This is a genomic window from Microbulbifer maximicatervae (SeqCode) (genome assembly GCF_052467815.1).
Genome location: NZ_CP174326.1, coordinates 738,649 through 751,916, shown reverse-complemented (window position 1 = coordinate 751,916; position 13,268 = coordinate 738,649). Strand labels below are relative to the sequence as shown.

Annotated in this window: 7 protein-coding genes; 3 read left to right on the top strand and 4 right to left on the bottom strand. The window is 48.8% G+C overall.

Features of this window, described 5'->3' with window-relative positions:
* Positions 1-22 precede the first annotated feature (22 nt).
* The 4 genes from ACJJIW_RS03175 to ACJJIW_RS03160 form a co-directional block, all read right to left on the bottom strand.
* Positions 23-1,846: an MFS transporter gene (locus ACJJIW_RS03175; protein WP_444936682.1), complete on the bottom strand. Its 1,824-nt coding sequence runs from the start codon at positions 1,844-1,846 to the stop codon at positions 23-25.
* 174 nt (positions 1,847-2,020) lie between these two features.
* The gene (locus tag ACJJIW_RS03170) at positions 2,021-3,907 is read right to left on the bottom strand and encodes an MFS transporter (RefSeq protein WP_444936681.1); all 1,887 of its coding nucleotides are present in this window, start codon (positions 3,905-3,907) and stop codon (positions 2,021-2,023) included.
* 170 nt (positions 3,908-4,077) lie between these two features.
* Complete coding sequence (locus ACJJIW_RS03165) at positions 4,078-6,138, bottom strand: M13 family metallopeptidase (RefSeq protein ID WP_444936680.1); 2,061 nt, start codon at positions 6,136-6,138, stop codon at positions 4,078-4,080.
* A gap of 150 nt (positions 6,139-6,288) precedes the next feature.
* Positions 6,289-7,509 carry a TonB family protein gene (locus ACJJIW_RS03160; protein WP_444936679.1) on the bottom strand — a complete coding sequence of 407 codons (1,221 nt, stop codon included), beginning with the start codon at positions 7,507-7,509 and terminating at the stop codon, positions 6,289-6,291.
* A 345-nt stretch (positions 7,510-7,854) separates the two neighbouring features.
* Here ACJJIW_RS03160 and ACJJIW_RS03155 point away from each other — a divergent pair, with 345 nt between their 5' ends.
* The 3 genes from ACJJIW_RS03155 to ACJJIW_RS03145 all read left to right on the top strand — a co-directional run bounded on the left by ACJJIW_RS03155 (position 7,855) and on the right by ACJJIW_RS03145 (position 13,257).
* The gene (locus ACJJIW_RS03155; RefSeq protein WP_282934309.1) at positions 7,855-8,565 is read left to right on the top strand and encodes a Crp/Fnr family transcriptional regulator; all 711 of its coding nucleotides are present in this window, start codon (positions 7,855-7,857) and stop codon (positions 8,563-8,565) included.
* Between the two features lie 382 nt (positions 8,566-8,947).
* Entirely contained in the window at positions 8,948-10,111 is a 1,164-nt protein-coding gene (locus tag ACJJIW_RS03150; RefSeq protein WP_444936678.1) for an efflux RND transporter periplasmic adaptor subunit, read from the top strand.
* Positions 10,108-13,257: an efflux RND transporter permease subunit gene (locus tag ACJJIW_RS03145; protein ID WP_444936677.1), complete on the top strand. Its 3,150-nt coding sequence runs from the start codon at positions 10,108-10,110 to the stop codon at positions 13,255-13,257. The genes ACJJIW_RS03150 and ACJJIW_RS03145 overlap by 4 nt, the downstream gene beginning before the upstream one ends.
* Positions 13,258-13,268 lie beyond the last annotated feature (11 nt).

Below are 13,268 nucleotides of genomic sequence, written 5' to 3'. Positions count from 1 at the left end.
ACTTTTAATAGCCTGCCTCTCTTTATTCGGCATCCTTCAGGTTATCGGATAGCCGTTCTGGAGAAATTTCTGCAAGCGGTATTGGGCTGCCAACCTGTACTGTTGTCTTTAGGTTTCGTTTATAGCTAAACGAACCTTGGATCGATAGAGGGATAAGTGGCAATGATGCGCTTTGAAAATTTTCCTTGAGCAGAGTGACAAGCTCCGTAATTTCTTTCCTGCTGTTTTCTTCAATCAGGATGCACAGAAGATCCCTGTTTGCCTCTGCCTCATGAATCGCATTGTGCTTTCTCTTGAGCTCTGAAGCTTCGATTTCATAGTAGTTTTTGGGGAAATAGTCACTTTTGCGTAAAAGTGCGTGAAGCCTAGGGCTGTTAGTAATGGCGTCGCTGGGGATAAAGCGAACCTTGCGTTGCGTTGCCCCGCTAACAATAAATGGGGTTAGCAGGTTCGAGTAGCGGGCAATTAGAAGTGCTGAACCTTCGCTAGGGATTTGCTCAATCCCCTCATATTTCGTGCGCCTGGGCAGGATATAGGTAAGCCAAGAAAGGGTGTCGAATAACATTTCCGGCATTCGAAAAAGCAGGAGTACTAAAAGAGCGAAATTTAGTACGGCCAGTAGGGTAAATACCTGGGGAATAGTCATTCCCACAGGCCCGAGTAGCCCAATAATAGAAAAAGATATGATGACTACAAATACGGCATTAAGGACATTATTTACAGAGATAACCTGCGCGCGAATTTGTTCTGCTGTTCTTTCCTGAATAATAGTGTATAGAGGTACGATAAAAATACCGCCAGCAACGCCAATGAAAGTCGTGATAAATAAGATGGTCAGTCCACCATCACTCTGTAGAAATTGGCTAAGGGATGCGTTGGAGAGCATCTGATAGTTTCCCGATAGGATGCCCAACCAAAGTCCCGCCACCGTCATTCCCAGCCCGCCGGCTGCCACCAAGCCCAGTTCAATACGGCCGCGAGACAAGCTTTCACACATTAGTGAGCCTATAGCAACGCCAACAGTTAGGCAGCAGAGTAGAATCGTGATTATTGGTTCACTGGCGCCAAGCACATTTCTTACAAAACTGGGAACCTGGGTTAGGAATGCTGTGCTAAATAACCAGAACCAGGAGTTTGCAATAATTGCGTAAAAAACTGTGGGTGCTTTGATTACTTCCCGCATAATTCTCAGCGTTTGGCTGATGGGGTTCCAATCTATTTTTAAATTTGGGGTTGGGGAAGGAGCGGGGGGGATTGCCCTACTTGCGAGATAGCCTAGTACGGCGACAGTGACCATCACCAAGCTCAGATATAGAAGCCCTGGTTTTCCCTGGCCCACATCACCGGCTAGGAGGGTGCCGACAATTGTTCCAACCAGTACTCCGGAAAAGGATGCAACCTGGGCTAGACCATTTCCTCCAAGTAATTCTGATTGCTTTAGGTGCTGAGGTAAGATGGCATATCTGACAGGGCTAAAGAAAGCTGTGTGGGTGGCAAAAAGTATTAGTACGATAAAACTTAAAACTCGGTCATCAGTGAGTAGTGCAATGGCTCCGAGGATACCGATTAGTATTTCGGCGGCTTTAATAATTCTTATGACCCGACCCTTTTCATATTTGTCAGCTAATTGTCCAGCGGCGAGTGAAAATAGAAAATACGGTATGACATAGAGGCTACTGGCGAGATTAATCAGTGTATTGGCTTCTGCTTTGGCCAAATGAAATGCCAGTATGACTAACAGGGAGTTTTTAAACAGGTTGTCATTAAAAACGCTGCTTAACAGTGAGAGAAACAGTGGCATAAAGCGGCGACTGGCGAGGAGCTTGAACTGGTTGCTTTGAGCCATGGTTAGGCCTTCGTTCCTGTGCCGCCCTTAGCAGCTATGTATTTATATTCTCGCTATCAGAATAGGTGATCGGAATGATTTAAGGAGGGGGCTGGCGTCGTGGGGCAGGAGAAGAATTTATGTGCCTACCAGTGAAGTAGGCACATACCCTTGTTGGTCAAGAAAAAGGAGAGGCTAGCGTTTCCCTCCGCGCAAGCCCAGCACCTGGCGGTATAGAGCCTCTGCCTTGGCACCGGCTGCTTCGACAGGCCTGCCAGCAACGACGCTCACCCGCGACCAAAAACGCTTGGGCAATGTAGTGAAGGCATGACCGTCTTTATGGCTGAAAAAGCTACCCCAGAGACCTTGGAGGGCCATAGGAATTACAGGGACAGGGGTTCTCTCCAGAATTTTTTCTATGCCGGCTTTAAATGGCTGTAGTTCTCCGTCTTTAGTCAACTGACCTTCGGGGAATATACAGAGAAGATCTCCATCTTTTAGCCCTTCCTCAATGGATTGAAAAGCCTGTTCATACCCTTCAGGGTCTTTCTGCTTGGAGCAAATTGGAATTGCCCGTCCTGTTTTGAAGACAAAGTGCAAGATTGGAATTTCATAGATGGGCTTGTACATAATAAAGCGGATAGGACGGCGGACAGCGCCGGCGAGTAATAGTGCGTCGACATAACTCACATGATTACAAGCGATCAGGGCTGGTCCTTCTGCAGGTATCTGGTCAAGTCCCTCATGCTTTACGCGATACATGGTGTGGGAAAGGGCCCAGATCAAAAAGCGCATAGCAAATTCTGGCACTTTGGCGAATACAAAAATGGCGACAGCTGCATTCATAAGTGCAATAACAAGAAAGAACTGGGGAATGGTCGCGCCCAATATATTGAGGAACATAATTCCAAGCAGAGCCGAAACCACCATGAAGAGGGCGTTCAATATATTGTTTACAGAGATAATTTGTGCACGAATTGCCGGATCAGAACGGTCCTGAATCATGGTGTAGAGAGGGACTATGTAGAGGCCACCAAATATGCCCAGTAGCACCAGGCAACTGAGAATAGAGAATGCACCGTCAGTACCTAGAAATGCGGTAAAGCTGGCTTCGTGGAGTTCGGTGAAGTTCCCCCCGACAATACCCAGAGCAATGCCACTTATGGTTAGGCCAGCCGCGCCAACAGGCACTAAGCCAAGTTCAATAAATCCACTGGATAGGCGCTCGCAGATTAAAGACCCAATGGCAATACCAATGGTAAAACTGCAGAGCAGCAATGTAACCACTGATTCACTGCCACCTAGGACATTCTTGGTAAAACTGGGAATTTGTGTTAGATACGCGGCCCCCATTAACCAAAACCAAGATATTCCAATAATGGAGTAGAAAATTGAGGGCGTATTCGCGCTGGCACGGAGTATTTTATGGGTTTGAGTAATGGGGTTAGGGTTTATTTTGAGATTGGGTGTGGGGGCTGGCGCTGTGGGGATTGAGCGGCTGGCCAGATATCCCAGGGTAGCTGCGCCCATAATTACCAGGCCTAAGTAAAGGATTCCCTGCTGACCTTGGCCTGAGAGGCCCGCAAGTAGGCTACCAACAATTGTTCCCGTCAAAATGGCCACAAATGTCCCCATTTCCACCAGAGCATTGCCCCCTATCAGTTCGGAACGCTTCAAGTGTTGAGGGATAATCGCGTACTTCACCGGGCCAAAAAAGGCGGACTGTATGCCCAGGAGAAAGAGCACAGTTAAACAGAGTGCGTTGCTTCCGCTAAAAAGGGCGAAAACGCCCAGTGCACCGATACCGATCTCTCCTAGCTTAATCCAGCGTATCAACCTCCCCTTGTCGTATTTGTCTGCGATCTGACCGGCGGAGGCAGAAAATAAGAAAAAGGGAAGAATAAACAAACCAGCAGCCAGATTAATTAGTGCGTTCGCTTCACTTTCCACCAGGCGAAAGGCGATCATGACAATTAGGGCATTTTTATAGACATTGTCATTGAAGGCGCCCAGGAATTGGGTGCAGAAGAACGGCAAAAAGCGGCGGCTAGTGAGAAGATGAAACTGAGACTGGTTAGCCATTGGCAACTCTCTTCTTATTTAAGTGAGCTAATGGTAAGTCATACTGCCGACGGGAGGTATCCCCCGTGATAGTGGGTACATTGGTACGATAGATTAGGGGTTGTTGAGGGAGAGGTAGAATTGTTCGAGGGGAAACCTGGCCGCATGGGCGGCCAGGTGAGGGCACCGATTTACCAGACAGTTACCCGTTCCTCTTCAGGCAGGTACATACCATCGCCTTCCTTAATATCGAATGCTTCGTAGAAAGCATCGATATTTGGCAGTACGCCTTTCACACGATATTCAGCGGGGGAGTGGCTATCTACCTTCAAACGGCCACTGAGGGCTTTATCGCGCATCTTGCTGCGCCACACCTGAGCCCAGCCCATAAATACCCTTTGATCGCCAGTAAAGCCGTCAATAACAGGTGCTTCTTCTCCATCTAAAGACATTTTATAAGCTTTATAGGCAATTCCCAGGCCTGATAAATCGCCAATATTCTCGCCCAAGGTCAGCTCGCCGTTGATGTGCTCACCCTCAAGCGGCTCGTAGGCGTTGTACTGAGATACGAGCTTGCTGGTCAGCTGCTCAAAATTGTCACGATCGGAGTCGGTCCACCAATTGTTGAGATAGCCGCGCCCATCAAATTTACTGCCTTTATCATCGAACCCGTGCCCAATCTCGTGACCGATCACACCGCCGATACCGCCGTAGTTGACTGCATCGTCTGCACTCATATTGAAGAATGGTGGTTGTAGAATGGCTGCGGGAAACACAATTTCATTCATGGCTGGGTTATAGTAAGCGTTGACTGTTTGTGGGCTCATACTCCACTCGCCGCGGTCGATAGGTTTGCCTAACTTATTACGCTCATAAGAGGATTCAAACAGTTTGGCTGCGAGTACATTTCTAACCAGGTCGTCGGTGCTAACAGTTAAATCACTATAATCACGCCATTTATCCGGGTAACCAATTTTGGTGGTGAAATTGTTAAGCTTAAATAGAGCCTGCTTTTTTGTATCCTTACCCATCCAATCGAGGGATTCGATAGAATCGCGATATGCGGCTTTGAGATTGTCAACCAGTACGATCATGCGCTCTTTAGCTTCGGGCGGGAAGTGTTTTTCTACATAGCGCTTACCGACCAGCTCGCCTACAGAACCATTGACGAATTGCACGCCGCGTTTCCAGCGGGGTTCCATCTGTTCGATACCGTGAACAGTGGTGCCATAGAAGTTAAAGCGCAGTTGTGCGATTTCGTCATGCATGTAGGGCGCCATTGCATTGAGTACTTTAACTTTCAGATAGCGCTTCCAGGTTGCCAGTTCAGTATTGGCAATAATCTCATTGGCCGCTTCCAGGTACTCAGGCTGGCCGACAATAAAACTATCCGCCTTCTTCAATTGAGCTTTGGCCAGGTAGCTGTCCCAATTTACAACGGGCATTAGCTCTTTAAGTTCAGCAACAGTTTTCTTGTTGTAATACTTTTCCGGGTCTCGGTTATCAACGCGGCTGCGATGGTGTTTTGCCAAGCTTTCCTCAAGTTTGAAGATCTTGTTGGCAAAGTCGTCAGCTTCTTTAAGTCCTGCGAGATCTTGAAGATCAGTGAGGTAGGTTACATAGGCTTCGCGGAGTTTCTTACTCTTCTCAGTGTCCTCGAAGTAATAGTCGCGATCAGGGAGTCCAAGGCCTGCCTGCCACAGAAAGGTCATGTAGTTTTCTACTTGTTTCAGATCCTGCCAGATACTTCCACCAAATGGTACATCGTAGCCGACGGTATCCGCATAGGCGAAGAAATCGGTAAGATCCTTGCGGTTTTTAATTGCATCGACTTTGGCGAGTTCGCCGGATACAGCGGAAAGGCCTTTTTTCTCGATCAGCTTTTTATCCATAAAGCTGTTGTAGAGATCTCCGATTTGCTTGGCATCGGGGTCCTTGGCTCCTTGGCTGGCTTCCATAATCAGAGCTTTGACTTGCTCGGTACTTTGATCTCTCAGAATAGAGAATCCCCCCCAGCGGGACTTGTCCGCAGGGATCTCAGTATTCTTCAGCCAAGTGCCATTTACATAAGCAAAGAAGTCGTCCTGGGGACGCACACTGGTATCCATGGCATTTAGGTCAATACCTGAGGAGAGCTTTACCTGTTCAATGGAAGCTTTACTGTTAGTGTGGTCATGAGCGACTGCGAAGAGGGGAACCTGGACTCCGATCAGGGTACCAGCGATAGCGAGTGGTAATAGTAATTTTTTCATCTTTGCTCTTTTGGCTGAATGTCCGTAGAGCATACTAAAAGCAGGGGGGAGCCTGGGCAAGGGGGCTGCGCCTAGCGGGGGATAGGGGGTGTTGAAGTGAGTTGAACTCTCCAAGCCCTGTTGAGCAGAGCTTGGAGTTTAGGTGTCTTACTAGTCTGGTAAGCGGAATGTGATAGGAATTGAAAAATTGTAGCTATCAGCACCTAATTGCATAGGTACACCAGGGTAAGGCTCCGCTCGGCGAACGGCAGCTTGGGCTTCTCGGTTGAGACTGGAGAAGCGGGACTCCTGGATCGGTTGGATATCTATCAACTGTCCCTGGGAGCCGATCGTCACATTTAAGCGAACACTACCTTCCTGGCCTCGTTCTTGGGCCCTTTTGGGGTAGCGAATGTAACGGAAGGTGTGGCGCAGTAAGCTGGAATGATAGATTTGACGTGCTAGGATCATATCAGCTGTCAGTGGAGCTTCTTCCTCATCTTCCATCATATCCTCTGTATCGGCAGCTAATGCCGGGCCACCTTCAGGGGATAGGGTAATCAGTTCAACTTCATCCTCAGCCTGTGTGGGAGCAGCTTCCTCCAGTTGTGGATTCTGCTCATTTGCCCCTTCAGGACTTCCTGTACCAGATGGCACTGCAGCAGCAGGGGCAGTTGCCGCAAGGGCTAGCGTAGGAGGGGGCAGATCGGCTATTTGAATAGCAGGTTTCGGTACTGAGGTTTCAGCTGGAGCTTTCTCGACTGCTGCGGTTTCGGCTTCCTCCCGGCTTATTTTCTTGAGCTGTAATTCTGCAACTCGCTCACTTGTCGGGGCGAGGGCCTCGAAAGTGGTTACCAGATTGCCCGAGACTTGGCCTGCTGATAGCAATCCATCTTTGAAGTCGGTGGATGGGGGGACAGGACCAATCCAGGCTCGAAGCAAGGTATTGAAGAAATCGGGGTCGGCAATCTCTCCAAGGCGAATACTGTTAAGGGAGATTGTTGTCGAGCCGGTATCGGCGGCGAACTCGATACTCAATTGATCACCGTGAGCAAAGCGCCCGTTAAACAGATTGGCAAAGGTCACCATGTTTTCTGCCTGACCGCTGAGCGTATCGCCCCGGTTGTTAATGGCAATGGCTTCCATCCATTGATTGCGGAGTCGCCGCGCCGGCAGACTTTTGGTGATAACACGAACCTCCAAGCGCCGAGGAATGTTGTTATCGAGTAATGTAGTGGAGTCTCGGGTCAGGCTTTCAGAGTAAATTGCAGCGATATAAATATCTTTATTAAACTGCTTTTCTAGTGCTAGACCATTTAAAAGTGGTGCTGCTTTTGCGGCCAGAGCAAATGTAACCACCCAAAGAGAGAGGACAATTTTTATCGATTTCATTGTTCTACGGTGTCTCAGTAGCAAGAGCAAAATGTTCCGCTATGTAAGAATTCAGGGGCCCCAACCCCAATGCACACAAGTCAGATTAAAAAGTGCGCGCCCAAAGCTTGTGGGAGTACAATGTGCTACCCACTGCGCTTAACTCTACTGTAACTGGAACTGAGTTCAACCCTGATAGGGACAGACTGTCCTCATTCGCCCAAGATAATGGGGCTGTAAAGAAACGATTATCACACCTATAAACAGGTGTGATAGGTCGATATCGTTTAGAATGGCGCTTTGCAGAGTGGCTGAGGTCACTCTTTGCTCGAAAATGGAATAGTTTTCACTAAATTTGAATTGTGCATGGAAATTAAACCTCTTAGTGAGTATCCACGGGATGCTGTGGATCGTCTTCTCAATGTCATTCACCTATTTCGGGATATTCGTGCCTCAAGTGAGTGGCAATACGATGTATTGCTAAAGCGCTCCCGGTTGGTCAGTCTTCAGTCGGGTGAACAGCTGCTGCGTGCGGGGGATGTGGATCAATGGGTCTACTTTTTGTTACGCGGCGAGTTACATGTGAAGGTGAATAGTCCCTCAGCTGAGGAGGCATCGGGAAATGAGCGTCCTTTGGCGGTCATACGCCCGGGAGAGTTGTTTGGTGATTTGTCGATGCTATTAGCGGAGCCCCGTAGTGCCGATGTATTTGCCGCGAATAATAGCCAGGATACTCAGGTTCTGGGCGTTGATTGTACACTGTTTGGTGACCTGGAAGACTTATCACTTTTACAGTTGCCAGCAAAACTGGTTTTCTATCGCAATATGGTGCATTCATTGCGTTGGAAACTGGAGGTCTATAGGTCCAAGTATCCGGGGCATCAGTTGGCGAATAGCCATAGAAAGCTGAAACTTTATACAGGACCAAAAAATAGCCGGGAAGAGTTAATTGCCTTAGCGGAACAGGCGAAAGCTTTGGCTCAAATTCTGCTCGACTGGAATGCGGAGTTTGGTTCTGGTGAGCTGGTTGATGATGAATCCGACATGCTTGGATTTCTGGAATCTATGCTGTCGTAGAGATTTCCCGTTCAAACCAAGGGCGGGAGAATTATTCCCTCGCTCCTGACTGCTCTCCCTCCTCTTTGTACTTATTTTTATTGGCACATGTGTACACCTTTCTTTAGGGGGGACTATCTGCTGATTCCAGTCTAAATTTGTAGATCACTCGTATATTTCATTTGCCCGACATTAACCACGTATTTATTGACAGAATTCGAGTAGGACACAGCGGAGCTTTTTATATGTCGCTGTGATTGTGTAAAAATCGCTTCGCTTCAGTTGTTATCGCAGATCCCTTCGATTGGATTTAAGACCCCTTTTGCGATGGCGCATCATTGCCCAACAGGTTTAGTAAGTTATGAATGTATTGGCATCAATCTGGTCAAGGCGCAATTACCGGATGGCAATTATTGTTTCGGTGATCGCTATTTTATGGCTGCTGAGTGGGCAGTTATTCTCCGATGCAGAGGATGAGCAGTCAGAATCTAAAGAGGTAACTGCCAAGAAGCCAGAGCCTGAATTGCGAATTCAAGCCCAAATCATTGAGTCCAGCCCATACGCCACTCAGATACTAGTGAATGGGCGCACTGAGGCTAACCGGCATGTACGTTTGCGCGCTGAACTGGATGGCATTATTGCTGCACTTCCAGTTGCGGAAGGGCAGACAGTTAGACAAGGGGATGTCATTTGTGAAATCGAGGCTGAAGATCGTATTGAGCAACTGGCATTAGCTGAAGCGGCAAAACGTAAAGCAGAAATAGACTTTGCCGGTGCTGAGAAACTTAAGAAAAAAGGATTGCAGTCGGATACAGCAATGGCCCAGCAGCAAGTTGAGCTTGCCCGAACCAAGGCGGAGTACACACGTGCCAAAGTGACGGTAGAGAAACTGCAAATTCGTGCACCATTTGCTGGAGTAGTGAATAGCCGAGCGGTGGAGCTGGGAGATTTTATTCGCCGGGGAGAGGAATGCGCGACCATTCTTGACTTGGATCCCATCTTAATTGTTGGCGAAGTTTCAGAGGATCAAGTGGGGAGCCTTGTTGAGGGAGGGCCGGCCAGAGCCCAATTACAAAGAGGGCTGTTAGTAGACGGATACCTCCGTTATATCAGTCAACAGGCGCAGGAAATTACTCGGGCTTACCGAGTGGAGGTAGCAGTAGATAATCCAGGTAATCAACTTCCTGGAGGTTTGAGTGGTCAGCTGGTCCTCCCGACCGGTGAAATTACGGCCCACCATATTAATGCCTCTCTACTCACGCTGGATGATAGCGGTGAATTGGGGGTGCGGACTCTCAATGATAAAAACCAAGTGCAATTTATCAATGTTTCATTGGTTGGGGATGGTGATGGCGGCGTCTGGGTTTCTGGACTGCCCGACACAGTCACTCTGATTACCGTGGGACAAGAATATGTCACTACGGGAGATTTGGTTCGTGCAGAAATACTGAAAACTGGGGAAGAGTTTTCCCGGGAGAACCAAGCGAAGGAAGCTTCCCCGGTAGATTCTGCTGAGGTGACTCCGGTATCCGAAACTTCAGTGATTCCCGAGGGGGATTCGCGATGAAGCTGTTGGAAAGCGCTGTTCAGAGAAATCGCAGCACAATATGCCTGATGCTGCTGATTGTTTTAATTGGCATAGTTGCTCGGGCAGCGATGACAATTGAATCAAGCCCTGAGGTGAACCCCCCATTTGTAATTGTACAGGTCACTCACGAGGGAATTTCCCCAGAGGATGGTGTACGCCTGCTGGTCCGCCCTCTGGAGAAGGAAATTCGTGCGGTGGAAGGGGTCGTCGAGGTGATTGCTGTCGCCCGGGAATCCCTTGCATATATCGTGATTGAATTTGATTCTGCCATTGGTGTAGATGATGCCGTCGATGATATTCGCAATGCTGTAGAGCGGGCCAGGGCTGAGCTGCCCCGGGATGCCGACGAACCCACTGTGGAGGAAGTATCCGCTCAACCTTTCCCCACCATCGTCGTTACCCTATCCGGCGAGCAAGTGAATGAACGGGTTTTACTGCGCTCAGCTGAATTGCTTAAGCGGAAGATAGAGAGTATCCCTGAGGTGCTCGGCGCAGATCTCCATGGTAATAGGGAGGAGGTCGTTGAGGCAGTGATTGATCCGGTGCGACTGGAGCACTATCAGATCACCAGTGCGGAGTTAATCAACGCGGTATTGGGGAACAATCTGTTAATTCCAGCAGGGGAGCTGGAAACCAATCGGGGCCGTTTTTCAGTGAAAGTCCCTGGGTTGATTGAGACCGCTCAGGATGTTTATGAAATTCCGCTCAAGAAGTCACGCGATGGGGTTGTGACCTTGGGTGCTGTTACAGATATTCGCAGAACCTTCAAGGATGCAGTGAGCTACACCAGTATCAATGGTCGCCCGGGGCTCGCTATTAATGTTGAAAAGCGCAACGATGCCAGTTCTGTCGATGTCGCAGATCGAGTCCGGGAAGTTGTTCAGGCTGAATTTGATGTTTTGCCACAGGGAATTACGGTTGAGTTTGTTTTTGACCAATCTGATTTCGCACGGGATATGGTCAGTGAGATGCAGGGAAACATCCTGACCGCGATGCTACTGGTAATGATTATTGTCGTTGCCGCGCTCGGCTTTCGCTCGGGAATTCTGGTGGGGCTGGGAGTGCCCTTCTCTTTACTGTTTGGTTCCATCATCACCTGGTATCTGGGTTATTCGTTTAACTTTATGGTGATGTTCGGAATGTTGCTGGCCCTCGGTATGTTAATTGATGGCTCCATTGTGATTACCGAGTTTGCCGATCGGAAAATGGCTGAAGGCTTGTCAGCAAGGGAGTCCTATATTGCATCAGTCAGCCGGATGTTCTGGCCGGTAGTTGCCTCAACGGCGACTACCCTTGCGGCATTTTTGCCGATCATGCTGTGGCCTGGAGTGGTGGGAGACTTCATGCGTTACCTGCCCGTTACAGTGTTTGCAGTATTGGCGGGGTCACTCTTGTACGCCCTGTTTTTTGCTCCTGTGCTGGGTTCACTGTTTGGCAAAAGCGCAATGGATGCCTCTACTCGTAACTACCTGAGCCAGTTAGAGGATGGCTTACCTCGAGCCCTGCCTGGAATTACCGGCTGGTATGCGCGTATTCTTGAGAAGGTTCTTCAGCGCCCCCTGGGAGGGTTCTTAACCACTATTGCCATTCTGGTTGCCATCTTTATTGGCTTTGTCAATTTTGGTGCGGGTGTTGAATTTTTCACGGATACAGAAGAGCAATATGGCAATGTAGAAATTAGGGCCCAGGGCAATTTGTCCATGGAGGAGAAAAAAGCCCTGGTGGTGCAAGTGGAAAGAGCCGTGCTTAGTGTGCCTGAGGTCCGAATAGCTCACACTACTATTGGTTCTGGCGGAATTTCTGGAAATTCTGATCGTTCCCCAGATCAAATCGCCAATATGTTAGTGGAGCTTTATCCCGCAGAGGAACGCGAGCGGCGGAGCCGCGACATTTTTGCTGATATCCGTTCCCGCACCTCAGATTTTGCTGGAATTAAAGTAACCGCAAATGTAATGGAGGGAGGACCGCCGGTAGGCAAGGATATTGTTCTGGAGTTGCGCAGTCAGAACTATGAGCAGCTACTGCTGGAAACCTGGCGGCTGCACCGTGCAATGGAGGAAATTGGCGGGTTGCGAGATATTGTAAACACCGCGCCACTACCAGGTATCGAGTGGGAAGTGAAAGTCGATCGAGCGAAGGCTGCCCTATATGGTGCCGATCTAACTGAAGTTGGCAGGGCGGTGCAGTTGGTTACCAATGGCGTCCGGGTTGCAGAATATCGACCCGATGATACGGATGAAGAAGTAGATATACGTATCAGGTACCCCAGAAGTGCCAGAGGCATAGCCGCGCTCGATCAGCTAAAAGTTAATACCGTGCAGGGTACCGTTCCGATTAGCAGTTTCGTACATACGGAAGCCATGCCCAAGGTCGATAAGATTGAGCGAATCGACGGAATTACTCGCATGCAAATTAAGGCTGATGCGCAAGAGGGGATTCTGCCGGATGACAAAGTGAAGGAAATAAGGAAGTGGTTGCAGACTAATCCGGTGGATAACCGGGTTGAGCTGCTATTCCGTGGGGCGGATGAGGAGCAGAATGAGTCTTTTCAATTCCTCGGCATAGCCTTCCTCCTGGCTCTGTTTTTAATGTTTATCCTGTTGGTAACACAGTTCAACAGTTTCTATCAGTCTTTATTGGTACTTTCATCTGTGATTATGTCCACTTTGGGGGTGATGCTTGGTCTGCTAATAACACAAAGCACCTTCAGTGTGATTATGACTGGGGTGGGTATTGTGGCGCTGGCTGGAATCGTGGTGAACAATAATATTGTACTGATAGATACCTATAATTTCGTGCGTATGAATGAGCCGAGCCTCACGCCAACGGAAGCAGCAGTAAAGGCATCGACACAGAGGTTGAGACCGGTCTTTTTGACAACGGCAACAACTATCCTCGGGTTGTTGCCCCTGGCGCTAGGCGTCAGTGTGGATATGGTCGGACGCAATATTGTTGTCGACGGAGTGATAGCCTCTTTTTGGGTGAAGCTAGCCAGTGCAATTGTTTACGGGCTTACCTTTTCCACTTTGCTGACGTTATTGGTCACACCCATTATGTTAGTACTACCGGGCCGCTCCAAGAAGAGGGGTAATCCAGAGGGGGTTATTGAGTCGGTAGCAAGTTAGTGACGGTTATA